This is a genomic window from Lysinibacillus agricola (genome assembly GCF_016638705.1).
Taxonomy (GTDB): domain Bacteria; phylum Bacillota; class Bacilli; order Bacillales_A; family Planococcaceae; genus Lysinibacillus; species Lysinibacillus agricola.
In genome coordinates this window covers 1,957,870-1,982,870 of sequence record NZ_CP067341.1, presented here as the reverse complement: position 1 = coordinate 1,982,870, position 25,001 = coordinate 1,957,870, and the positions used below count along the sequence as shown (strand labels likewise).

Genomic DNA, 25,001 nt, shown 5'->3' with positions numbered 1-25,001 from the left:
AATAAGTGGTAGGAGTTTCATAACCTTAAATAAAGCTGTTCTCATTTTCGTAATTCTGTCTTTCCGCGAATAGCCTCACCCCCTTCAATTACATATCCTACCTGTAAATAACAGGAGAATCATCCCTTGTAAGCCTTTACATTTTTATGTCTTCTGCAAGAATATTTTCAGGAATAATCTCCTTATCGAAACTGAATTCAGGCAATCCCTGTCTGAAAAACTTTGTCATATAAATTAAATACCCAAAGCCAATTGCCATCCAAATGCCTCCAAGAATCAATGCATCCACCTCTAAGTGAGACCATAGCCAAAGCGTAAATCCTGCTCCAATGAGTGGCATAACCAGATAACGCATGTATTCAGTGAAAGAGGAACGCATACGATTCCGAATAAAATAATGAGCAATGACAGACAAATTAACTGACGCGAAAGCAATAAGTGCTCCAAAGTTAATAAACTTAATGACTTGATCGAGTGTCAGCACGATACCGAGCAATGAAATGATTCCGATGACAATAATTCCAGTTGACGGTGTTTTAAAGCGTGAATGGATATGGCCAAATACTTTTTTAGGCAGTACAGAATCTCGCCCCATTGCATACAACACACGGGATGCGCTTGTTGTAGAAGCTACACCAGAAGAGAAATTCCCTAAAATGACCGCGGTAACAAATAAGGATTTGAACAAATTCCCACCGACCAAATAGACAACTTCCATAGCTGCAGAATCTGTGTTTTCAAATGCAAAGCCCGGGTGAACCAATTGTGCCAAATAAGCCGATCCGATATAGAGCACACCAATTGTCAACAACATGATGATAATCGCTCTAGGAATTGTTTTTTCTGGATTGATTGTTTCTTCAGACAATGTAGTAAGAGAGTCGAAGCCAAGAAAACTGAAACAAAGAATTGATGCTCCTGCCAAAATCACTGGCAATTTGATTTCTGCATTGAACAAAGGCTGAATAGAGAAAAGTGTCCCTGCTCCTACACCCGCCAATAAACTTTTGATAGTTAAAATCCAGAAAATGCAAACAAATATGACTTGTGCAATAACAAAAATCTTACCAGTGGATGCGGTGAACTTAACACCCAAGATGCTAGGTATTACTATAGTTGCAGTTAATAAGGTAATCCACAGAGCGTGAGGGACTCCAGGGAACATTGCATTTAAAAAAACAGTAGACATTAAACAAGTGACCATTGGTGTCAACATATAATCCAACATGATTGTCCAACCGATAAGAAACCCAAGTTGTGGATTAATTGATTTTTGTGTGAATGTATAAGCCGATCCCGCGATTGGAAATGCTTTTGCCATCTTTCCATAACTAAAAGCAGTAAACAGGATTGCAAGAAAAGCGATTATATACGCCCCCATAATGACACCTTGGGAAGTGACAGTTGCAATTCCATATGTGTTGAAGAATACCATCGGGTTATTCCACGCAATCCCTAAAAATACAACTTGAGACAAAGTCAGTGTTCGCATTAATGTTTGTCGTTTCATAATAGCTCCCCCATCCACCTTTGTAATTTCAATATTTCAAAGATTCTGATTTCTGTTGATATTGACTATAAAGGTTTGTGTTACACAAAGGTCAACAACCAAATTATAATTTTCGTTAATGAAAAAACTCTCCGTAGAAATACAGCAAAATGCAGTAATAAGTAGGACTCTAACGAGGTAAAGCTACATATCCTACGAGGGTTATTTTTTTATGATATTACTTTAGATGGGCAAAACTTTTCAAAAAATCCTTTCATGATGAATTGCTACTATTTTTAGTAGACATTGATTAACGCTTCACTTCTGAATGAAGAAAAAAATACTCCCCCTTAGATAAACAGATCTTTTATCTGTCTACCTAAGAAGGAGCATCTCACTCTAATATTGGGTTCCTTTGCTTAAACGGTATCAATAAGCTTAACAATCATTTCATAGCTAAAAAAGACTGAAAGCATCGTTAACAACATAAATACTACCTTTTCAACTTTACTACCCGTTTTTGTAGTAAGTGGTAGGCGTACTGAAATAGATACTGGGAAGAACAGCTTAACACCCTTCTTCGTGCCCATATCAAGGAAAATATGACTTGCCATTCCTAATAAAATACCTAGCGAAATGGATTCGTAAGGTATAAATGTATGTAGTAGCATCCAAATCAAAAATAAAAAAAGCAAACTATGTGTAAAGGAACGATGTCCAAACAGCGAATTCACAGTTTTTGATATGATGGGAAACTTCCTCCCGATTTTACTACCACTATGACAAATATCCGGAAGTAATGCACCGATAACACCTGCTCCTACTAAAACAAGCGGATTATCATTAGAAATTTGTGCAAAAGCAAGGCTAGCCGTGATGCCCCCGATAATATGTGTATTCCCTTGCATTATTTGCTCCTTATGTCTCTATATTTTCACCCTTCTTAATTTAACACACTCCAGCGCGAAAGGGAACATATATTCCGAACACACAATCCCTTTTTTATACCTACTCACAAAATCTCTCATATAAAATTAAAAATATCAGAAACATTTCAGGTTCTCGTTGTATATGTAAGATGATTAGAGATAAAAATGAATATTGGAGGTTATTTATGAAATCTATTAAAGGCATTTTATTTATCATACTAATAATGAGCAGTAGCGCTTTACTGTGGTATTTTGCTACACCTATAGAGTCTATCCAGGCAGTTAACAGGCTCAGTCACATCATTGGAGGCATGGCCATCACAGGCTTCTTTCTTGTCTTTTTGTTAGCAACAAGAATGAAATTTTTTGAGCGTTGGTTCCATGGTCTAGAAAATGTTTATTTTTATCATAAATATTTAGCCATACTTTCACTAGTATTAGTGGTTATTCATGGGCAATTACAAGGTCTGGTCCCCCACTGGGATAAAGTACAAAGAACTTCACTCAGCGAATTTGCGAAAGAACTGGGATCACTTGGCCAATATGGTTTCATAGCACTAATTTTGATTGCGCTTTTGGCTAAATTTCTAAAATATGAGCACTGGCGGATCTTTCATCGATTATTGCTTATCCCTTATACATTTGGAATTTATCATGCCTATTTTTCAAGCAGATACGATTTATTGCAACCTACACCTTTAGGAATTTTTACCGCAATAACGGCGACTATTGGATTTATGTCAGCATTATATATGTTGACGATGTATCAGGATATGTTTTTTAAATATAATGGCAACATTACGGGAATCAAAAAAATAGGGCCCAATGTTATTGAACTGGAGATAACACTTGATAAAACAATACCGTATCGACATGGACAATTTATTTTTATCAAGATTTTGCAAGATGGCATAGAAAAGGCGCCTCATCCCTTTTCAATTTCAGGTGGCGACGGAAAAAAAGTATTTGTCTCTATTAAGGCACTTGGTGATTTCACAAAAAAAGTATATGATTCAGTTCAACTGAATACACCAGTCGCACTTGATGGTCCTTATGGTCATTTAAACTTTGAAAAAGGGACACAACAACAAGTTTGGATAGCAGGTGGCATAGGAATTACTCCTTTTTTATCCTATTTACAATCACAACCCGTCGATCGTGATATTGAATTATTTTACACTTATCATGGTCAAGACAATGCTATCTATAAAGAATTTTTACAGGAGTATGCAAAAACTAACCAACAATTCAAAGTGAACTTTATTGATACTACCCAGATGGACAGACTTTCATTTGAAAATTTTTCAGTACAAGCACATACAACTATTTTTATGTGTGGCCCTGAAAAAATGGTGAAACGCTTTGCCAAGCAATTCAAATCTTACAATAGAGATATTAACGTTGACTTCGAAGCATTTAAATTTAAGTGATTAATAATGAAAAATTAATATAGTCTATAAATATAATTAAATCAAAACTCTCTAATTCGAGCAATTTACTTGGAATTTAGAAAAGTATATCGTATAGTAAATCTCATCAATAATAAAGGAGACTTTTTAACATGACTACAACAAAAAGTTATTTAAATAAAGTAATGCATGATCGTAAATCTGTTCGTAAATATGAAGCAAATTATAAAATCCCTCAATCTGAATTAGAGGAATTACTTATAGAGGCAACAACAGCTCCATCATCAAGCAATTTACAGCCTTGGCGCTTTTTAGTGATCCAAGATGAGGCAGTAAAAAAAGAACTACGCTTGATTGCTAATAACCAGGAGCAAGTAGAAACTGCCTCTGCCATCATTGCGGTTTTAGGCGATACTGAAATGTACAAAAATGTAGAGGAAGTCTATACAAAAAACTTCGAGCTTGGCTATATGGATGAAGCAACAAAAAATATGATGATTGAAAATTCATTAAAGCTATATCCAAACCTTCCTGAAGAAATTCTAAAAAATATAGCTACATTTGATGCGGGCTTAATTTCCATGCAAATCATGCTTTTAGCAAAAGACATGGGCTATGATACAGTACCAATGGGTGGCTTCAATAAAGAGGCTTTTGCAAAGCGCTTTGAATTAACAGATAATCTAGTGCCAATCGTCTTAATCGCTATCGGAAAAGCAGCAGTAGCAGCTTACGGCTCTTCTCGTTTAGAGCTAAATGACCTTGCAAAATTCATTTAATCGAAAGATAAAGACTGTATCAATTACAATTTTGTATAATTAGCTGTCGCTTTGCTTTCACAAGATAAAATGTTTTATTTAGAATAAATATGATACACTAAATATAGAATAAAAAAGACTGGATGCGTCAACATCCAGTCAAAGCAACAATCATGCCGCAAACATAGCGGCTGACCAAGTTAAAGTTGTAGAAATAGTCACCTTACTTAGCCGGCAGGGGGCTATTTCTTTTTATTTTGAGAGACAATAATGCTAAGCATCAGTGTAAGTACTGCAATTAGCAAAAGACTACACTGTACAATCAAACTAAATGCTTCAAATACTGTCAATCGCCTCACCCCCTTTCAATAGGGAGTTCAGCCGCCACCTGCTTTATGAATTGTTGCTATTGTTAGTCTAACAATTTTACGAAATATATTCTATGGAAAATCCTCAGAAGATTAAAAATTGCTACTTATGTTTTTACCACCTGTATCATTAGTCAGGTGAAAGGCTATACTCTACATTTATCGCACTTCATGAGCATGAATCCCGATTTACGTAATTAGCCTAAAACAACACTAAAAAGTACCTCTGTATATTAATCTAAGTCTGACAATTTAGCTAACGACTCTTTCAAAAGCTGTAATTCAGACAGTGACAATGTAACACCCTTCCCCATCTTTGTATGATCCTCCGACCAATCTCTAATATCGTATTTCGGTTCACGACCATTCCAGCTAATCAAATTCAATTCTTTTTTCCAGCCTTTATTGCCTTCCGATAATACCACAATTGTTTCAATAATTTCGTATTTAATTTCTGCCACATGCCTTCCTCCTTATTGTATCTGTATTAAGAACTATATCTTGAAATAATAGGATTATCAAACGTGACAATGCTTGAAATAATTACACTTTCTAAGAAACGTGTAATCTGAATAATGGATATTTAGTTTTAGTCGGAGTTATTCAATGTTCTTCCGTAATAAAATCAAATTATTTCTTAAACTTGTGTACCTTCCTTGGCTCCCATAACGTCGTATATCCGTTCATTATTGAATAATCATATAAATCCACAAGTTTTTTGTTTTCATATGTATAAAAATAAGTTGGTTCTCTAACAATTGACACTAACTTATGGTTTCTTTCGAGCATGGATTCTAAATAAAATCGAGTTGTGATTTTGTCACTTTTATGTAAGTTACAATCATTACACGACAACACTAAATTCCATAAATTATCACAGAAGTGAGCTTCAGGAAGCCCACTTCTTCAGAGGTGGGAGGAATGAAGTGCTTTTTTCTTTATAGAACATATGTTTATATTGTATATTGTGAATAATCAAAAAAAGAAAGGAGTGACGGGTAATGACGAAATGGAAGAAAGATTGTTTTATTATAGAACTCAAGTTACTTATAGATACATGGCAAAAGGATATCCTATTAAAACGTTTTGAAATTGCCCGTACACTCTATAATACAACTTTGTCTTATGCAGTAAAACAATATACTTTCATGCAAGATTCAAAACACTATCGAAAACAATTACGTGGCTATCAAAAAGCGAAAAAAACGAATGATTCAAAAGAATTGAAGCAGATCGCAAAAGAATTAGATAACATTCGTCAATCTTTTGGATTAAGTGAATATCAACTGCATGCGTATATTAAAAAGCATCAACATAACTATAAAAAACATATAGATAGCAATACTTCTCAGAAAATCGCCTCTACTGTCTGGAGAGCGGTTCAAGAAGTTCTATTTAAAGGGAGCAAAGCACACTTTAAACGGTACGGAATGTTTCATTCTGTTGAAGGGAAATCTAATAAAGCAGGCATTCGATTTAAAGAGAATATTGTTTATTGGAATGGATTAACCCTTCCTGTTCGTATTCGTAAACAAGATTTGTTTGTAGAAGAATCCCTTGCTCTTCATACCATTAAATATTGTCGTCTAGTCAAAAAAGTGATTCGTGGCAAACATACGTTGTGTAAATAAGAAAGTCTTATGGAACAGAAGATAAATCAAAGATGTTGTACACAGGACATGGCAACACCATCTGTGGAGAGCTTTGTAACGCTTCTCTTAAGTATATAAGAACCCCATTGCTTTAGCTGTGGGAGTAGTCAGTTTGAACAAAGCTCCACGGAATGAAGTGGTCGACGTGTGTTTTTCGTCGGCTAGTTGATAAATCACAGTTACAATAGAAGCATCGATTTTGTTCAAATTGCGTAAGAACTTTGTAAAACGTCTCTAAAGAACTACGTTTTGAAATCACCTCTATTTTTGAGAGCAGAGCCATTGTACTTGTGGCATCATTCACTTTTTCGAGGTATTTGACTAAATGATAATTTGTTAAATTTATTAAAATTCGTTGGTATTTTTTCATGAATTGATAGACAGGACTGTTGAAACGAAAATATGCATGTTTGATGTCAAATTCATAAAAATACCCTGCTGTATCTCCGTAAAATGCACCGATTACGTTTTGCTTACAGTCACGCTTCACCTCATTGACGATTTTAAGTTGCAAGGAATCTAAAAGCTGATCGAATTGCCATTCTGTAGGGATAGCATTGTCATTAGCATATTTCTGTAAGATGGTTTGGGCACGAGCGGGTTTATCTTCATTCAGCAGAAGACTCCCACCTCTGAAGTTGGTGAAATGAATGAAAATATGGTTCCTTTTCAGTGGGGGTTCAAACGCCTACTGAATGAAGATAAAGCCTCCGGTGGATGTCACGGATTTTGAAAGGAATGAATTGTGCGGGCACAATTCAAAATCCGGACGCAATTACGCCAAGGCGAAATTGATTATTATTTGGTGATTGTGCTAACTTGTGATGAATTACCAGATTCCAATATATATTTGTGAACGAATAAAATATTTGATCATAACTGAGTACTAACTTTTCGTCTACATTGTATAAGTTTTCAAGCAATGCTTTAAAAAACACATACTTATAAGATGTCGAGACTGAAGAACGGTAGTAAAAATTATTCAGATGTTGCCAAATCTGATGTTCAGTTACATATTGCTCACGTATTTCACCAACCTTTAAATCATGAGACATACTGTTTCCCCCTACTCCTTCACCTCAACTAAATAAATACCTTTCGAAAATCCTCCGCGTTGCATCTTCTTCTGAATACGTAGCTGTTCCAACTGTTCATAGGACACGCCGTACATTTGTAAAGCTGCATGTACTAATTCCAACATATCCGCAAGTTCCTCAATGGCCTCTTTTGGAGAGACTGCCTCTAGAAATTCTAATGCCTCTTCTTGCATTTTCGCTTTTATTTCTTCTAAATGTTCTCCCTGTTCTAATACTCTTATGCTACATGTTTTACCCCCCGCTTCAATTATTTGTGGAATTAAATCACGTACTAATTTGTTGTATACTGGCATCCCTACTGTCCCCTTTTAACATACAATTATTTTCTGTATTTCTGCTGAATCGTTTGAATATGTTGTTTTTTGACTTCATTGGATACTTGCATTTGAGGCACGAGCTTATTATAAATTGTTTGAATATCGTCTTGAGAGAAAAACTGTGTTGCAGTTTGTTTTTGTGTTTGGATAAAACGCCTTAAATCTTCTCGTTTTATAACATGTACATTTTGGGAAGTGACTATCACTTTTTTCAATGTACAGCGCTCACTAAAGACAATAATAGAATGAATTGCTTCTTTTGGAAGTTCTAGAAAATCTTGAATTGCACGGATATGCGTAGCATTTTGACGGATTGGATTGAAAAATTTATATTTTTTCTTATTGGGCATCGTTTGTGTCCATTGCTGTTGTGTTTCATTGCCAAAAATCCAACCACTATAGTTTTTTGATTCAATCACATATAGACCAGTTCGATCAATATAAAGTAAATCAATCTCCGTTAATTCATCTGAATTTCTTTTTGGAACATATACATTTAATAATTGCTTATGACTTTGTAAGGCATGCTTCTCAATAATTTTCGATGTTAGATACTCACCATTTCTCCCTTTATTGAGTTTAACTGCAAAGAAATTATTTTTTGTCAGTTTATAATAGACACTTTTCCGATAATTTTTTTTCATAAAGTAAAAACTTATCACTATCAATATAAAAATAATAAATAGAAACAACTTACCCATTCCCCCTAACCTTTCATCCTTTCACAGAAAAACCCAAAATGATTCTACAAAATTATTATACCAATATTTACAAGGGTATTTTTTTTTTTTTTATTATTAGGCAAAATATTTATCAACAAAAGATTTTTTTATAACAATCCAGTACTAATGTTTGATTTTATGGATTTATTATTCTTGCATCACTATTCATGGCTTAACGCGCATGTCTCTGTTCTAAGTGCGGATCACCTTGTCCGTTGGATAAATCCTCTTCCAAACTCTCAGCAATGCATAAGAATATTTCCCGAGTTTGATGTTCAGTCAATTATCGCTAACTCTCGTTTTTCTCCATTCTTTAACTTAAGTGATATTCATTTACTCCGTTAGTACAAGCTAAATCTATACATTTATACTTTAATTACAGCATATGATGTACTTTCCCTTACTTCCGTTACAATATTAGTAGAATCTACAACTGAAAAATTTGTATAAAATGATTCTTCACCACTATATTTCCAATGATTCCAAATTTTTTACTTGCAATTCGATCAATCTTTTATCAAAATTCATCACTAAAATAATAGAAACATTCCCAAAAAACAGGACATATGTATCATTTCCATAAAATCCCTGGTATTTTTCACTGTAGATTTAACCATTTAGTATTGTTATTATTATGAAGTATTTTTTTGAAAGGAGGTTTTCCAATGTACGATTCTTATTATTATAATGATTATGATTATGATGCGTTTTTCGGTGGTTTGTTTCTCATCATTATGTTAATTTTTCTTGTGATGGGTATTGCAGGCTATATTATTAGTTCACTTATTTATTATCAGGCATCTAAAGCAAATGGCTTTGATGATCTTGCCTATGTCGCTTGGATTCCTGTTATTAACGTTTATAGCCTTTTCTTATTAACTGCAAAGGGTGATGATGACGTAACAGTTCGTGCCGAAGCGAAAAAGAATGTTCTAATTTATGCTGGATTTTTACTTGTTTCATTCATTCCATTTATAGGTATACTCGCTGCCTTAGGTGTTAGTATTTATGTTTTGTATTTCACATATCGCCTCTTTTATCGTTGGTCGGGTGAGCCTGGGAGAGCTGTACTTTATATTATTTTATCGTTCATTACATTCGGACTATTCTATTTTATCTACGGCTTAATAAAAATGAATAAACCTTTCGTTGCATAATTACATATGCAAAATAGAAAACCTCTTTACTCCTTTAAAATACAAGGTTAAAGAGGTTTTCGACTTATTCACGTAATTTTACACTATAGTGTCTCATGGACTTAGGAATACCTTTTAATGCAAGCACCCCACTATACACTAAAAATCTTATTCTACATTCTAAAAAGAAGACACTGGGAAGCTCGTCGATTAAAGGTAAGAGTTCCGCAATCACTGTTCCCGTCTTTATAAAATCTTTTGTTACTTGTTCATTATGTAGCTTTTCTATCGTCTCTATAATAAGTGGATCAAAATAATTTTCTGGTACCCCTTTTATTTCATTGTTAATCCATAGGCGCAGAACATCGTTATTTTGCGATACTATTTCCCATTCATTTTGCAAAATAAGACGGTCCTGAGTAGTTAGTTGCTTTCTTTCTTTTATGTTCACAAAAAGCTGCGCCAATTGTTGTGAATTTAGCTGACTTGTCGCACAATTAGTCTTACTATGTTCTGTCGTATTAATAAGGAAAATCTCATTTGATTTATCTCGCAATAAATAGAGGAAATAACGAAGTCCACATTGTTCATCTGCGTTATTACCATACCAAATATAGATAGGAACATGATTTGGAATATCTTCTATTTCACGCAAAGTATTTGTAAACTTATTTTGATAAACATCTTCCTCTCCATCGTTAATATTTTCAAATAACCAATCATTTCGGAAGTCTTGACCTCTTTTCTCCTCTAGCTTCCACAATGGTCCAATTGAGAAGCAATCAGGGAATCCAATCACATGTTTAGGTGGCGCAAGCGCTACTCTCACTGAACCTGCAGCAGATTCAGTGCTCACAATATGAACTGCCTGCGTTGTTAATCGTTGGTCTACAGAACGATGTTTTTGAATACAGTCATTTACAATTTCTACTATGTCGCATAATTTATCGTACTCTAGCGAGAATCCCCAACCCTCAATTGCTTCACTTTCTTCATGGTTGAATGTTTCAAATTGAGAAAGATGCTGTAATTCATATGCCTCCCATTCACTACTATCTATCAAATCCGATGCGTTCAAATAATTATGTGTTTTAATTCGATAGACAAAAACCGTATTTAACTCCAATAAAAAATAAATAAATGGATAATTTACTTTCCATTCCATAACTCAGCCCCCCTTTTATATAAAAATTTTAACATATAAAAATTGAGAACTATTCGTTGTATTTTCTACTCTCATACGACACATGACTTATCAAATTATGAAAAAGCAGTTAGATAACAGAATAAATATGCTATATTATAGTTAGAAAATTTAGAATTTCTATTTTTAATTTACAAAGGGGTTTGATAATTGTGTATGAAAATATTTTAAGACATCCAGGACCTACACCAATTCCGAAAAAGGTTCAGCTTGCGATGAATCACGATATTATTAGTCATCGAAGCAATGAATTTGTGAAGCTTTACCGTGAAACAATTGAATTAGTGAAGCCTGTTTTTGGGACAAAGCAGGATATTTTACTCCTTCCATCAGGTGGTACGGCCGCTTTAGAGGCCGCAGCGGTTAACACTGTTTCTGCTGGTGAAAATGTTGTTGTAATTACTGTTGGAGCGTTCGGAGACTATTTCGTTTCGATTTGTGAGAAATATGGCTTTCATGTACATAAGCTTGAAAAAGAATGGGGACAAGCTTGCACGGCTAAGGAGCTGCGAGAATTTTTGCAGCCTTTAAAAGATATTAAGGCTGTTTTTGTCACATACAATGAAACTTCGACTGGTATCTTAAACCCAATCGCTGAATTAGCACAAGTTGTTCGTGAGGAAACGGATGCCTTATGTATTGTCGATGGTGTAAGTTGCATCGGTGGAGCTCCTGCTGAAATGGATGCTTGGGGAATCGATATTCTTATTACAGGATCTCAAAAAGCCATGATGTTACCTCCAGGCCTTTCCTTAGTCAGCGTAAGCGAAAGAGCTTGGAAAGTCATTGAAGAAAATAAAGCACCGTCCTATTATTTAAACTTATTAAGCTATCATAGCTGGGCAGAAAAAGGGATGACTCCAAATACGCCTACTGTAACACTTATTTATGGACTCCACGAGGTTTGTAAACTTATAGAGGAAGAAGGAGGCTTTAAAAAGACAATTGCCCGCCATGAACTATTGAAAAACATGGTACGTCATGCAATGAACGCTCTTAATATTGAACTTCTCACTACTGATGAGCATGCTTCTCCGACCATTACAGCGATTATGGCACCAAAAGGGATTGCACTCGGTGACTTCTTATCACATTTAAAGCAGCAATATCATTTAGATTTCGCTGGAGGACTCGGTCATTTGCAGGGTAAAATATTTAGATTCGGTCATATGGGCTATTGTTTTCCAAGTGATATTTTACAGGCCGTTTCTTTAATGGAAGCCGCACTTCAAGACTTTGAATATGACTTTGTGCCAGGTGCAGGTGTGCGAGCAGCACAGGAAGTATTTTTAGCTGCTCAGCAAAATAAAATTGCAACGATAAAGTGAAACTTTAATCAGTGAGGGCTTCTTCATCCCTACCGGTTAGTCTCCACCAATTGAGCTTATACGAGCAGTTAATCTCCTATCTAGCTGGTTATTATGTGGGATAAAGCTTTAAACCTCCAAATCTACGCATAGATTTGGAGGTTTGTTTATTTCGTAAGATTGCATATAAGTTGATTGGCGTGAAGGCTGGGCGACTCCTTGGGAATATGCAATAGAGGAACAGAAATCTGTAATACCATACTTCCGTTTTTCTTTTTCAAGAGGCACAAATCAGATATTTATACATCTGTAAGCGTCAAATAGCGCCCACCTGTTACTAAGGGGGCGCTATTTGACGCTTATGTTCGAAGCATATTTACACGCGAAGGCGATAAAAAATCGTATCGTCAATGCCTCAGCGCGACGATATCTATTACATGCTGTAAAGATAATAATAAAGTTTAGAAAAATCCTTTGCGATTAGAGAATCTCGCTCGATAAAAAATTGCAATGTACCAGAGTCTGCTATCATGGCATATGTCTTTTGGGCATTCCCCTCCATATCTAATTGAAACAGCAGCTCTGCATTGCCATTATTCTTATCAAAACTATTTTTATCCATAAATGCGTAGCCACCTATTTTCGTGCCACTACCATCTGTTTGATCAAAATACTTTGAATATGCAGGGTTCTCCATTGGTAAGTCATAATGAACGGAGCGAGGATCTGTGTACGGTACTAACTCTTCGCGTAATGTTGCCTTAAATGCATAAGGGCCACCAAAGATAATTGGTTCACATAGCTCATACTCCATCTCCTCATCAGAAAAAGGCTCTATATCATGAGAGGGCTCAAAATCCGCGTAATATCGACAATAATAACCATCCTCGTAAACACCATAATCCTCATCTGCCAACACAAAAAACTGTAGAAGTCCTTGCTGCGGGTAATCTTCTAGCGAGGGTAGCTGAGAAAAATTAAGCTGAGCCAAAAACATATAAGGTATGCCACTACTATGTACAGGAAAGCTATCACCTAACTTACAATAAGGTCGTCCACCTAATTTACTATCCGTATAAGTTACTGACTCCTCTAATGCTTTTAAAACAATCGCCTGCTTTAATGAATGCTTCATTATGTATCAACTCTTTCTTGTTGCTAGAAATGATTTCTCTTAATATACATACTCTAAATGAGCAAAAACTGAAAATAATTCCCATTAAGTAAAATGAAAAGACAGAATCCACTTTTTGGTTAAAATGAAAATCACCAAACAACCATCCTCCAAAGGAGCGTATCTGTCTCATGATTAACTTAACACTTCACCAACAAATCAGCAAAGGGTTTCTTGATTGGCAATTGCCGTTTTACTTTCCCAAGCCTTTTTCACAACATTTGTAAGCGCCAAATACTAAACATCTAAATAAGACACGATGTGATGTTTTGAATAAATTTGCGATCAAATTTTGAAAAGTAATAAACGCAAGAATGTTGATTCCGATCGCATTCTTGCGTTTTCTCATTAACTAACTACCTTAATCATTAATTCTTGCTCCTTGCACTACCTTTGCCATGTATTCCTCCCGCATTTCCACCGGCACCATACTTCCACCTGTTGCCCATACAAGATGGGTTGCTTGCTCCATCTTATCAACTAAATCATGCTCTTCTAAATAACTTTGTCCTTTTTTCATTAACTGAATCGGTCCGAACATCCCTGCATGTGCAGATGGCTCTAAAAATAAATCTTCTACCTCCATGGCTAATGCTAGTGATTTAAATAATTCCTCATCTTTAACTGTGTAGCAGCCACTTACATACGTTTCCATCACTTTGCCAACAAATTTTGACGCACGACCAACAGCAAGGCCATCCGCTTCGGTTTTATTATCAAGACCTATATCTTCTACACTGATGGCGTCATGTAAACCAGTCATTAAACCAATTGTCATACAAGGAGATGCTGCTGGTTCAGCAAAGAAAATATGGGCATGTTCTCCAAAAATTTCACGAATGCCGTACGCAACACCGCCTGGTCCACCACCTACACCACAAGGTAAATAAACGAACAATGGATGGGCTTCATCTACAGTAATGTTCGTCTTTTCAAACTGTATTTTTAAGCGCTTTGCCGCCACTGCATAGCCTGCAAATAAGTCCTTCGAATTCTCATCATCAATGAAATGACACATAGGATCTTGTTCAGCCTCTCGACGACCTTGTTCTACAGCAACGCTATAGTCGGCTTCATATTCAATAACGGTCGCACCTTTTTCTCGCAATAATGCTTTTTTCCACTCTTTGGCGTCACTCGACATATGTACAACGACATTAAAGCCGAGTTTTTTGCCCATAATGCCGATACTTAAGCCTAAATTACCTGTAGAACCTACGGCAATTGTGTATTGCTGGAAGAAAGCATGAAAGTCCTCTGTTGCCAACACAGCAAAATTATCTTCTTTTGTTAGCTTTCCATTAGCCATCAAAAGCTGCTCTGCATGCCTTAATACTTCAAAAATACCACCACGAGCTTTAATAGAGCCTGAGATTGGCAAGGCATGATCGCATTTTAAGATAAATTGACCTGGTATTGAAACATCAAACTCCTTTTCAAGAGCTTTCTTTATCAGTGTTATATCTTGAATAGATGATTCAATAAGTCCATTGCTTTCCAAAAGCTCTGGGAATGCTATTTTTAAATAGGAAGAAAAGCGTTTAAGTGTTTCTTCTGCCTTCTCAACTTCCTCCATTGAAAAAAGATTTGTCATCGCCTTTTTTTGCCAATTTGTATTTTCCCAAAGCACAGTATCATGATTTGCTAACTCTTTTAGTTTAGGAAATTGATTAAATAGTTCGTGTTTAAGTTCATTTTCCACCTTCTGGTTCCTCCATTTTTTGTGCTGAAATTGCTCGTTCACAAATTTGTCGAAATTTCATTTCGAACGAAATATTGTTTTCTTGTGTTCGTTTTTTTGGCCCCCTTGTACGTCCACCAGCACGTCTAAATTTTTGTCCAACATGGCGCATTTCGAGCAAACGTTCGATATTTTCATCGGACATCTCTCGTCCATTTTGATCGATTGGATAACCCCCTCTTGCCAAAACCATAGCTGCTAAACCGTAATCCTGCGTAATGACAATATCATGCTTTGAAAGCGCATTCACTAGCGTAAAATCAACCGAATCCGGTCCCTTAGGAACAATAATTGTTATTACATTATCACGTTCAATACGGTGGGATGTATCGCAAAACAAGATTGTTTCTATCTCAAACTCAGATGATATAGTTAGTGCTAAATCCACGACTGGACAGGCATCAGCATCAATTAAAACCTTCACAATAAAGCATCATTCCTTTCTCACAATTTGATAGATCACTCATCTTATTATTATTTTAATATAACAAATTCTCAGCTCCACTTGCTCAATTTTTCACAAACTTAAGACTGTTGGAAAAAGTATTTTATTGAATAGTGCGAAAAATAGATATACGATACAAATATCAAATAACTGGAGGTTTTTTACTATGACAACTACAATTGTAAGCAACGAACAATTAGCAAAAGAATACGTTGATGGCGTATTCGAGCAATTAAAACAACAAAATAGTTATCAAGCGGAGTTCTTACAAGCAGCTGAAGAGATTTTCATCTCATTAGTGCCTGTATTTACACAACACCCTGAATATATTAAAGCCAATATCTTATCTCGTATCGTTGAGCCAGATCGCATCATTTCCTTCCGTGTTGCTTGGCAAGATGATAACAACCAAGTTCAAGTAAACCGTGGTTACCGTGTTCAGTACAGCAACGTAATGGGGCCATACAAAGGCGGCCTTCGCTTCCACCCTTCCGTAAACGAATCAATTATCAAATTCTTAGGCTTTGAACAAATCTTTAAAAATGCTTTAACAGGCCAACCAATCGGTGGTGGTAAAGGTGGTTCAAACTTCGATCCTAAGGGAAAATCAGATTCAGAAATCATGCGTTTCTGTCAAGCATTCATGACTGAATTATACCGCCATATTGGTCCAGATGTCGATGTTCCAGCAGGTGATATCGGTGTTGGAGCTCGAGAAGTTGGCTATTTATGGGGTCAATACAAGCGTTTAACAAAAGCAAGCGAATCTGGTGTATTAACTGGTAAAACTCCTGGATACGGCGGCTCTTTAGCCCGTAAAGAGGCAACTGGGTACGGTACTGTATATTTTGTCAACGAAATGCTAAAAGATGCCAATGATTCATTCGAGGGTAAAACAGTTGTAGTTTCTGGCTCTGGTAACGTTTCAACATATGCAATTGAAAAAGCACAATCCTATGGCGCAAAAGTTGTTGCTTGCTCTGACTCTTCAGGCTATGTTTACGATCAAGATGGTTTAGATCTTGACGCAATTAAAGAAATTAAAGAAGTAAAAGGCGATCGTATCTCCACTTACTTAAACTATCGTCCAAATGCTACATTTACAGAAGGCTGCACAGGTATCTGGACTATTCCTTGTGACATCGCGCTTCCATGTGCTACTCAAAACGAAATTAATGGCGATTCAGCTCGCACTTTAATTGCAAACGGCGTGAAAGCTATTGGTGAAGGTGCAAACATGCCATCAGATCTTGAAGCAATTAACGAATTCTTAGAAGCTGGCGTATTATTTGGTCCAGCTAAAGCTGCTAATGCCGGCGGAGTTGCTGTATCTGCTCTTGAAATGGCGCAAGATTCTAGCCGCGTATTCTGGTCATTTGAAAAAGTAGATGCTAAATTACATGAAATTATGAAAAATATTTACGCGGACAGTAAAGCGGCTGCTGAAAAATATGGTTATCCTGGGAACCTTGTAGTTGGCGCGAATATTGCTGGCTTCGTGAAGGTTGCTGATGGTATGCTAGCTGAAGGCGTATATTAATAACATTCAAGATGATAGCGAACATTCGTTATCATCTTATTTTTCAGTAAAAAAAAAGTTAAAAAACGTGAAAATAATCGTTTAAAACGAACATTTTTATTATTAAACATTTAAAACATTCGTGTTATAATGATAGAGTACTATGAAATATTGGAGGGTTTTTTGTGGAATTATTGTATACAGGTAAAACGAAAAATGTGTTCAAATTAGAAGATGGTCATTACTTATTAAAATTCAAAGATGATGTAACTGGTGAAAACGGCGTATTCGACCCAGGTGCTAATACTGTTGGATTAACAATCGACGGCGCTGGTTTAGCTGGACTTCGCTTAACTTCTTATTTCTACTCAAAACTAAACGAACAAGGTGTTCCTACTCACTATGTTGATGCAAACTTCAACGATGCAACAATGACAGTAAAGCCTGCAACTGTTTTCGGTAAAGGTTTAGAGGTCATTTGCCGCTTCAAGGCAGTAGGCTCTTTCCTACGTCGCTACGGTGCTTACGTGCAAGAAGGACAAGATTTAGATTCTTTCGTAGAAGTTACCATCAAAGATGACGATCGACTAGATCCTCCTATTTCTGAAGATGCTTTAGCCATGTTAAACCTGTTAACACACGAAGAATACGCAATTTTAAAGCAACGTACAATTGAAATTTCTAAATTTGTTGCTGCAGAGCTTGCAAAAAAAGGGTTAACGCTATACGACATCAAATTAGAATTTGGTCGTGATGCTAAAACAAATGAAATTTTATTAATAGATGAAATTTCAGGTGGTAATATGCGTGCTTACAAAGGCGAACAATACATTGAACCATTAGAGCTTGAAAAAATCATGTTAGCTAAATAAATTCATGTTAGTATGTCTTTAGTTTGACTGGATAGGAATATTCAAAAAGAGTCGCTTTCTTGCGGCTCTTTTTTTGTAAACAAGATGATTTTTTCTTTCTTGTGAAACTTTTGATTGAATCATCCGTATACTAATATACGCAGAATGTAATTATACTATTATTTCGGAGGTAATTTGATGGATAACTATAATGACACACCACAAGAAAGGCCAAAGCTTAATCCATTTTTGTCTATCTGGTTGCATCCAAAGCAAACAACTCGTTTCATGATAGAAGAAAAATCAATTGGCTTTGCGATTCTTCTCATATCAATTGGTTATATTGGTGTTACACTTTCGGACCTTATTGATAAGAAAGCCTTGTTAGACTGGTCACCTTGGTTTATCGTACTATTTTGTGTTATTTTATCACCGATTTCAGCGATAATTGGTACGGCTTTTGCCGCACTAATCACTTGGCTGTTCGGTAAACTTTTTAAAGGAACAGGTACGTACTCACAATTATTCAAAGGGCTAAGTTTAACTGCTATTCCATTTTTAGTACTTATTCCTTTTTATTTAATTTGGTTATTTACGTCACCTGAATCTTTAATGGACCCTAATTTCGCTGGAACGATGCCTTGGATTTTTTGGCTAACGACTCTCATCACAATTGTGATTGGTATTTGGTCCATCGTTATCACTGTAGGAGCTGTTGCAGAAGCACATCAAATACCCAACTGGATGGCCTTCTTTACAATCTTACTACCAACTATTATTTTTGCTATTTTACTCATCATTCTTATTATTGTTCTCTTTCTCATTTTCGGCATTTTTAATGGAATGATGTAAAAAAATCTCCCCTCTCCATGAGAGCAGGGGATTTTTTTCATTTCTATTTACTTTGCACTTACCCCATCAAAAAAGAAGATGAAGAAAAACAAATAGTCTTTCTTCATCTTCATCATTTAGGTGGATTATTAATTTTAAACTGAAAGCACTGTATTTTGGTGGAATAGCTCCGATACACCTGACTCAACGGCAGCACCACTTACAGCTTGCGAAACAATTTCAACGACACGGTCATCTAATGATTTAGGTACAATATATTCTTCTGTTAATTCCTCATCACTTACAAGAGAGGCAATTGCTTCAACTGCGGCTATCTTCATCGCCTCATTAATATCTGTTGCTCGCACATCCAATGCCCCACGGAAAATACCAGGGAAAGCAAGCACATTGTTAATTTGGTTTGGATAATCTGAACGTCCTGTACCCATAACACGTACACCCCATGCCTTGGCGTTTTCATAGGTAATTTCAGGATTTGGATTTGCTAGTGCAAACACGACTGGATTTTCATTCATTGAAGCAATATGTGCTTCGGTTAATAGATTGGCAACAGATACGCCGATAAAAACGTCTGCACCTACAAGGGCATCCTCCAATGTTCCATGTAATTTTTCTGGATTTGTTAAATGGGCAACCGTTTCTTTAATTGGGTTCATACCTTCAGCACGACCTTCATAAATAAGACCTTTTGTATCACACATAAAAATATTTTTATAGCCCATTTGCACAAGAATACGTAAAATGGCAATTCCCGCTGCCCCTGCTCCATTAATGACGATCTTCATCGTTGTCACATCTTTTTTCACGATACGATTGGCATTAATCATCCCTGCACCTACGACAATCGCCGTTCCATGCTGATCATCATGGAATACAGGAATATCACATTCTTGGCGCAGACGATCTTCTATTTCAAAGCATCTTGGCGCTGAAATATCTTCTAAATTTACAGCACCAAAAGTTGGAGCAAGCGCCTTCACAATGCTGACGATTTCATCCGTATTCTTCGTATCTAAACAAATAGGAAAAGCATCAACATTGGCAAAACGCTTTAATAAAATCGCCTTCCCCTCCATTACTGGTAATGCCGCCTTTGGACCGATATCCCCTAAACCTAATACCGCAGTACCATCTGAAACAACCGCCACCATATTACCTTTCATTGTATAGTCGTAAACAAGTGATGGATTTCTTTCAATCTCTACACAAGGCGCAGCTACCCCTGGAGAATACGCAAGACTTAGATCATATGAATCTTGCACAGGTACCTTTGAATTCACCTCTAATTTCCCACTATAATGCTCATGCATTTCTAAAGCCTTTTTCATAATATCCATTCAATCCCATCCTTTTCTTTTGAATTATTATATATTTTAGAATCATAATACTTTGTGAAAATAAAGTCAACGAATTTTCTGTCAATTTTATTTTTTCTTTAAAACAACGCTATTTATTATCGTTTAGGTCAATTTTACATTTTGTTATCAGTTTCACAATCAATTATTTTAATATAATTATAGTATCGATTTCCTTTTAAAAAAATGTACAAATACCGCCATTACGCCTGCTCACTTCTTCACATAGTATTTTTCTCATGTAAATGAGAAATTTTTCACAAACTAATGTAAGCGCATCCATTATTACATCTGGTTTCGTCACATTTTCTCCACATTTTTTCACAAAGTTTTATATTATGCATTCTAAAGTATTCTTTTTTACTTTCTGTTCTACTCATTAAAGCTCTCATTCCTTAGCGATGTCATTCCAATCAAGAATCGAGTAGGAGGGAGTGATTAACTCCCGACCTCTCCAACCACCGTACGTACGGATCCGTATACGGCGGTTCCATGAAGTCTGACGGACAGTGATTTTATATCTCCCTGTCCGTTATGCTTTTCTGTCTCTCCTTGCCACTTGTATTCTCAGCCCTCTTTGTGTCTCCTATGGGATTCACCATTTCTTCCACTAAGTAAGTCCATCTTTGGATTGTCTGCTTCATCGATCAAGCGAAATTCGAGTTTATTCCACACTCCTTCATGGTTTGGTCCTTCCCATTTATGGTACTATGACCTCTGCTGACTTCTGATGGTTCAGCTACTTGTCACCAAATAGGTTATGAAGGGTACTTCACGTTTCCATCAGACCTCCCCGGGTAAGCGCATGCACTTTCACACCATCTATCCGCCTCATTTACTCGATATGACCTTCGACAGAAAGGACTTTGTTTTGTTTGGCAAACTCATCCAATCATACCTAGCCTTCTATGAGATTCGTGTTCCTCGGACCGGTGTTTTGCCTCCAGCTTCCTTCAGATTCCGCGTCGCCACGGACACCCTTGCTCTTGGCTAACCTCTACTTCTGTCTTCGGGGTTCGGGACTTGCACCCTATAGCTCATGCGCATGCCGGGCGCACCAAAAAAAGAGTCCTTATTTTAAGGACTCTTGCGTAAAATGATTTATAAAAGCGGTGATAATATGTTTAGAAGACCACTGTTCCTCTGATGCTTTTGTAATCGGGTAATCACGAGGAAAGGTTGTTTTTGTGATTTCTTCTACTGAATAACCTTTATTGAACAATTGTTTTATTTTACCCTCCATGTCTTCTAAATAAGCAATTTTTTCTTGTATTTTCGCTCGACCATCCTCTATATAGCCTGCATGACAGCAATAAACTTCCTGAAAATCATAGTTTAATATATTCTTCAAAGACGCCAAGGTATGTACGATATTTTCTTCATCAAGGACAACCTTAGTTTTCGTCTGTATATATAAATCGCCTGTAAACATTGCACCTGTTTCTCGATTGTAAAATGATACATGATCTGTTGTATGTCCCGGTGTTTCAATAACATCCCATGTAGCCGATTTCGTTTGCAATGTATCGCCAAACGGTTGAGCCATAAACGCTTGTCGCTCTCCCCATAATGCCTGTCGATAAAATGGATACTCTCCATCCTCTGCACAAATATTTACCGAATCTCGGTGAATATAGATAGGTACACTCTTATGCTGCTGAATCCATGCTGCATTTCCTGCATGATCCTCATGGGAATGTGTTAGCGCCAATTGCTCAATCGGTATTTCGTTAAAAAAGGATTGGAACTCCTTCGAAAGTGAGTGTGAGCCTGTGTCAATAAGTAACCCATCCACAAAAAAGCTATAAACACTCATTCCAATACCCTGAACAGCTACTTTACCGTGAGCACATTGCACATCACGATTTCGTTGAATCTCTATACTTTTTTCTCGTTTAAACATCCTATTCCTCCTTCACCCTTTGTAAAAAGAGTGTAGCACAAAATGAATGGCCAGTCATTTTATGAATACATGACAACCCGCATCGCTAATTTAATATCCTTTTTCAAACTACGAAAATGGAAAAGTAAACGTATATTGGCGATTAATATCAAAACAGCTCCTACTATTAATAGAGAGACCATTGCATCGTATTCTATATTCATTAGAAAAGTCCAACATGCGGAAACAGAGAGTACAATCCACATATATTTTTTCATAATACGATGAGTAGAACCTAGTATATTATAATGTTTCTCAATTTCTACTATAATTTTGCCGAATTCTAAAATAATGAGTAAGTCAACGATAACTGTTAACACTAAGTGCCATGTAATGGTAAGCAAATGTGAGGTTACAATATTTGTAATTAAAAGTATGAATCCAATGAAAATGTAATGTTTGGCCAATGTTTTACCTTTAAAATAAGACAGACTCTTCATACACGCAAAGTAAATCAATAGCTGCTGTACATAGAAGGCGTATGGAAAAACATTTAAAAATACAAGTTTTAAGCATAGAGCAATCGTTAGCCACTTTAATAAATTCAATTGCCGATGCTTTTCTGACAAATCAATCATGCCTCTCAATCTCCTCTCTTATTTTTGTGATTTTAAATGAAGCTTCTCTCTGTATCCATATTGGTAACATCCCATCTGGACCACTAACACCAACCTTCGCATGTACGTCCATTCCTGTCTCACTGATATGGAATGAGATTGTTACTCGTTGCCCCTTCTTCACAGCAATGGGAAAATCCTTTTCCGTATATGCAATTTCATTGACTTTAATTTCTGTAAAACTAATACTTCGATTTAATACTTCAGGTATATTTACTGTATCTAGCACTACATCCTGTGTCAGAACAAACGTCGCTGTTCTGTCACCATCATAACTACCAGATGTCCCTATAAACCCTTTTAACTCTTTTGCTGAATGCTCAAAATCTATTCGCAATGTCGTTGATAGCTTTTCACCATCATCAAGCACTAGAAACACTTCTGTACTGTTAATCAGTGTCTTTATCTCCTCTTTATTTCCAACAAAATAAGCTGCACGCATAAACTGATGAGAACTTTCATTTGTGACATCTGCTGGATAATATGAGATTCCTTTATTTTCTCTATCGCCATAGTCCCTTGCTTGCAATGTAAGATTGTTGGCCTGTAAATATTTCACAAAACGTCGGTCGCTTTTATTTGTAATATAATGGATTGTAAAGTCATAGGACTCATTGCTACTAAAAAAGTCTTGCACAAGTGGGACAGTGATTGGTCTTGGCAATTGATTTTGCAAATAAAATGCACTATTACCGAGCAATAGCGCCATAATGAAGCCCATTGCTATACTCGCCGTTTTATCCATCCCTTTTCGAATCGCCATTTTCACAACAAAAATAGTCATTATCATTAGGAAAATTGCTATGCTCCAATACAAAATAGGTGAGGATAGACTCCCATCTAATAAACTGCTCGACTGCTGTTGTCGTGTATCATGCTCTTCTCCTACACTTAAAGCTATAAAACCTCCTGCTGCGAGCGTCACAGCAACAGTCAATATTTTAGGCATCCAGCGCTTAGAGATTTGCTGCTCTTTTTTTGCTTGTTCAATTCCTTGTAGACTACGCTTATGCAACGATTTTGGGATATCAATTTGATCCAACTGCTTTTTAAAATCGTTCATCCTTGTACCTCCTGTTCAAGCGCTTGCTTTAATTTTTTTAATGCACGATATAAAATGGTTTTCGCGGTTCCTAATTTTAGCTGCAAAACCTGAGCCACTTGAGATAATGTATAATCATGATAAAATCGAAGTAAAATAACGTCTTTTTCCTCTTTTGTGAGCTTTGTCATTACATCTTCCAACGCCCATTTTTCTGGAAGCTCCTCAAGTGGCTCTTCACTTATTTCTAACTCCGCCTCACATGGCAGGATCTGCTCCCGCTTTTTTAGCAAATCTGTCGCACAATTAATGGCAATCCTCATTAACCATGTTTTTATATAAGTTACGCTTTGTAATGAATGTATGTATTTAAAGCTGCGGTAAGCGACCTCCTGCACAACATCAAGTGCATCAGCCTCATTGCCTACGTATACATAGGCCATTTTATATAAATCATTCTCAAACTGTGAAAATAACTGTGCGAACGCCTCTGCATCGCCCTCTTTTGCTCGTTGGACGAGTATTTCCTGCACTAGCTCACCCCCTTTACCTATTAGACCTTAAAATAACAAATTTGGCTTTAAAACTTTGTAAATTACTTAAAATGTATATGTCATGCATATAAGTTGATTGGAGATTGCGACTCCTTGGGGATTAGCGTCACAGATGAGACCCTGCAGCGCAGCGGATGTTTTCTGTGCGAAAGCGAAGCGGCAGCAACAATGTTTTTTCTGTGCGAAAGCGAAGCGGCAGCAACAATGTTTTTTCTGTGCGAAAGCGAAGCGGCAGCAACAATGTTTTTTCTGTGCGAAAGCGAAGCGGCAGCAACAATGTTTTTTCTGTGCGAAAGCGAAGCAGCAGCAACAATGTTTTTTCTGTGCGAAAACGAAGCGGCAGCAATAAAAGCGGCTCATCGGACACCCCCAGGAAGCTCTGCTCTGCGCGAAAGCGAAGCGTCAGCGGCAAATGTTTTATCTGTGCGAAAGCGTAGCGGCAGCAACAAAGCGCCCAGTCGGAACGGAAATCAACCACACGTATTGGTGATAGACTAAGCATTTGAGGTTTTATTTCTTTC

Annotated in this window: 25 protein-coding genes; 9 read left to right on the top strand and 16 right to left on the bottom strand. The window is 36.5% G+C overall.

The annotated features are described in order from the left end of the window. Positions 1–136: 136 nt before the first annotated feature. Together FJQ98_RS09400 and FJQ98_RS09395 are read right to left on the bottom strand one after the other, a co-directional pair. The gene (locus tag FJQ98_RS09400; RefSeq protein ID WP_053593698.1) at positions 137–1,510 is read right to left on the bottom strand and encodes an APC family permease; all 1,374 of its coding nucleotides are present in this window, start codon (positions 1,508–1,510) and stop codon (positions 137–139) included. A 398-nt stretch (positions 1,511–1,908) separates the two neighbouring features. After that, complete coding sequence (locus FJQ98_RS09395) at positions 1,909–2,397, bottom strand: metal-dependent hydrolase (protein ID WP_053593699.1); 489 nt, start codon at positions 2,395–2,397, stop codon at positions 1,909–1,911. A 206-nt stretch (positions 2,398–2,603) separates the two neighbouring features. On the opposite strand from FJQ98_RS09395, the gene FJQ98_RS09390 reads away from it, so the two are divergent. Both FJQ98_RS09390 and FJQ98_RS09385 read left to right on the top strand, forming a co-directional pair. Then, a complete protein-coding gene (locus tag FJQ98_RS09390; protein WP_053593700.1) occupies positions 2,604–3,848 on the top strand; it encodes a ferredoxin reductase family protein in 1,245 nt (414 codons plus the stop codon). A 131-nt stretch (positions 3,849–3,979) separates the two neighbouring features. Further along, positions 3,980–4,606: a nitroreductase family protein gene (locus FJQ98_RS09385; protein WP_053593701.1), complete on the top strand. Its 627-nt coding sequence runs from the start codon at positions 3,980–3,982 to the stop codon at positions 4,604–4,606. A gap of 221 nt (positions 4,607–4,827) precedes the next feature. Here FJQ98_RS09385 and FJQ98_RS27525 read toward each other — a convergent pair whose 3' ends face one another. Beyond that, positions 4,828–4,944: a putative holin-like toxin gene (locus FJQ98_RS27525; protein ID WP_387081080.1), complete on the bottom strand. Its 117-nt coding sequence runs from the start codon at positions 4,942–4,944 to the stop codon at positions 4,828–4,830. Between the two features lie 242 nt (positions 4,945–5,186). Then, on the bottom strand, positions 5,187–5,414 hold the full coding sequence (locus tag FJQ98_RS09380) for a YdbC family protein (protein ID WP_053593702.1): 228 nt from the start codon (positions 5,412–5,414) through the stop codon (positions 5,187–5,189). A gap of 540 nt (positions 5,415–5,954) precedes the next feature. On the opposite strand from FJQ98_RS09380, the gene FJQ98_RS09375 reads away from it, so the two are divergent. Continuing rightward, positions 5,955–6,584, top strand: coding sequence for a hypothetical protein (locus FJQ98_RS09375; protein WP_241774517.1), 630 nt, complete (start codon positions 5,955–5,957; stop codon positions 6,582–6,584). A 779-nt stretch (positions 6,585–7,363) separates the two neighbouring features. Here FJQ98_RS09375 and FJQ98_RS09370 read toward each other — a convergent pair. Genes FJQ98_RS09370 through FJQ98_RS09360 form a run of 3 tightly spaced genes read right to left on the bottom strand, consistent with a single transcriptional unit; the run spans position 7,364 to position 8,720 of the window. Further along, positions 7,364–7,660 carry a hypothetical protein gene (locus FJQ98_RS09370; protein ID WP_053593703.1) on the bottom strand — a complete coding sequence of 99 codons (297 nt, stop codon included), beginning with the start codon at positions 7,658–7,660 and terminating at the stop codon, positions 7,364–7,366. Positions 7,661–7,671: 11 nt separating this feature from the next. Next, positions 7,672–7,995 carry a nucleoside triphosphate pyrophosphohydrolase gene (locus tag FJQ98_RS09365; RefSeq protein ID WP_053593704.1) on the bottom strand — a complete coding sequence of 108 codons (324 nt, stop codon included), beginning with the start codon at positions 7,993–7,995 and terminating at the stop codon, positions 7,672–7,674. Positions 7,996–8,021: 26 nt separating this feature from the next. Then, positions 8,022–8,720 carry a nuclease-related domain-containing protein gene (locus FJQ98_RS09360; RefSeq protein WP_075807202.1) on the bottom strand — a complete coding sequence of 233 codons (699 nt, stop codon included), beginning with the start codon at positions 8,718–8,720 and terminating at the stop codon, positions 8,022–8,024. Positions 8,721–9,406: 686 nt separating this feature from the next. Here FJQ98_RS09360 and FJQ98_RS09355 point away from each other — a divergent pair. Then, positions 9,407–9,898, top strand: a complete 492-nt coding sequence (locus tag FJQ98_RS09355) for a hypothetical protein (RefSeq protein WP_053593706.1) — start codon at positions 9,407–9,409, stop codon at positions 9,896–9,898. A 64-nt stretch (positions 9,899–9,962) separates the two neighbouring features. On the opposite strand, the gene FJQ98_RS09350 is transcribed toward FJQ98_RS09355, so the two are convergent. Then, entirely contained in the window at positions 9,963–11,042 is a 1,080-nt protein-coding gene (locus FJQ98_RS09350; protein ID WP_053593707.1) for a DUF1835 domain-containing protein, read from the bottom strand. A 191-nt stretch (positions 11,043–11,233) separates the two neighbouring features. On the opposite strand from FJQ98_RS09350, the gene FJQ98_RS09345 reads away from it, so the two are divergent. Then, positions 11,234–12,409, top strand: a complete 1,176-nt coding sequence (locus FJQ98_RS09345; protein ID WP_053593708.1) for a pyridoxal-phosphate-dependent aminotransferase family protein — start codon at positions 11,234–11,236, stop codon at positions 12,407–12,409. Positions 12,410–12,821: 412 nt separating this feature from the next. Here the strand turns inward: FJQ98_RS09345 and FJQ98_RS09340 are convergent, their stop codons facing one another. The 3 genes from FJQ98_RS09340 to FJQ98_RS09330 form a co-directional block, all read right to left on the bottom strand. Continuing rightward, complete coding sequence (locus FJQ98_RS09340) at positions 12,822–13,523, bottom strand: YwqG family protein (RefSeq protein WP_053593709.1); 702 nt, start codon at positions 13,521–13,523, stop codon at positions 12,822–12,824. Positions 13,524–13,923: 400 nt separating this feature from the next. Continuing rightward, positions 13,924–15,264, bottom strand: coding sequence for a D-serine ammonia-lyase (gene dsdA, locus FJQ98_RS09335; protein WP_053593710.1), 1,341 nt, complete (start codon positions 15,262–15,264; stop codon positions 13,924–13,926). Beyond that, a complete protein-coding gene (locus FJQ98_RS09330) occupies positions 15,254–15,727 on the bottom strand; it encodes a YaiI/YqxD family protein (protein WP_053593711.1) in 474 nt (157 codons plus the stop codon). The genes dsdA and FJQ98_RS09330 overlap by 11 nt, the downstream gene beginning before the upstream one ends. 187 nt (positions 15,728–15,914) lie before the next feature. On the opposite strand from FJQ98_RS09330, the gene gdhA reads away from it, so the two are divergent. The 3 genes from gdhA to FJQ98_RS09315 all read left to right on the top strand — a co-directional run bounded on the left by gdhA (position 15,915) and on the right by FJQ98_RS09315 (position 18,970). Then, on the top strand, positions 15,915–17,288 hold the full coding sequence (gene gdhA / locus FJQ98_RS09325) for an NADP-specific glutamate dehydrogenase (RefSeq protein WP_053593712.1): 1,374 nt from the start codon (positions 15,915–15,917) through the stop codon (positions 17,286–17,288). A 164-nt stretch (positions 17,289–17,452) separates the two neighbouring features. Then, positions 17,453–18,139, top strand: a complete 687-nt coding sequence (locus FJQ98_RS09320; RefSeq protein WP_053593713.1) for a phosphoribosylaminoimidazolesuccinocarboxamide synthase — start codon at positions 17,453–17,455, stop codon at positions 18,137–18,139. 177 nt (positions 18,140–18,316) lie between these two features. After that, positions 18,317–18,970 carry a Yip1 family protein gene (locus tag FJQ98_RS09315; RefSeq protein ID WP_053593714.1) on the top strand — a complete coding sequence of 218 codons (654 nt, stop codon included), beginning with the start codon at positions 18,317–18,319 and terminating at the stop codon, positions 18,968–18,970. A 134-nt stretch (positions 18,971–19,104) separates the two neighbouring features. Here FJQ98_RS09315 and FJQ98_RS09310 read toward each other — a convergent pair whose 3' ends face one another. The 5 genes from FJQ98_RS09310 to FJQ98_RS09290 all read right to left on the bottom strand — a co-directional run bounded on the left by FJQ98_RS09310 (position 19,105) and on the right by FJQ98_RS09290 (position 24,459). Next, positions 19,105–20,307: an NAD(P)-dependent malic enzyme gene (locus tag FJQ98_RS09310; RefSeq protein ID WP_053593715.1), complete on the bottom strand. Its 1,203-nt coding sequence runs from the start codon at positions 20,305–20,307 to the stop codon at positions 19,105–19,107. 1,090 nt (positions 20,308–21,397) lie between these two features. Continuing rightward, a complete protein-coding gene (locus FJQ98_RS09305; protein ID WP_053593716.1) occupies positions 21,398–22,228 on the bottom strand; it encodes an MBL fold metallo-hydrolase in 831 nt (276 codons plus the stop codon). A gap of 59 nt (positions 22,229–22,287) precedes the next feature. Continuing rightward, complete coding sequence (locus FJQ98_RS09300; protein WP_053593717.1) at positions 22,288–22,845, bottom strand: hypothetical protein; 558 nt, start codon at positions 22,843–22,845, stop codon at positions 22,288–22,290. Next, entirely contained in the window at positions 22,838–23,947 is a 1,110-nt protein-coding gene (locus FJQ98_RS09295) for a hypothetical protein (RefSeq protein WP_053593718.1), read from the bottom strand. Before FJQ98_RS09295 ends, FJQ98_RS09300 begins: the two co-directional genes overlap by 8 nt. Further along, positions 23,944–24,459 carry a sigma-70 family RNA polymerase sigma factor gene (locus FJQ98_RS09290; protein ID WP_053593719.1) on the bottom strand — a complete coding sequence of 172 codons (516 nt, stop codon included), beginning with the start codon at positions 24,457–24,459 and terminating at the stop codon, positions 23,944–23,946. The genes FJQ98_RS09295 and FJQ98_RS09290 overlap by 4 nt, the downstream gene beginning before the upstream one ends. A 114-nt stretch (positions 24,460–24,573) precedes the next feature. Here FJQ98_RS09290 and FJQ98_RS09285 point away from each other — a divergent pair, with 114 nt between their 5' ends. Next, complete coding sequence (locus FJQ98_RS09285; RefSeq protein WP_201406682.1) at positions 24,574–24,978, top strand: hypothetical protein; 405 nt, start codon at positions 24,574–24,576, stop codon at positions 24,976–24,978. Positions 24,979–25,001 lie beyond the last annotated feature (23 nt).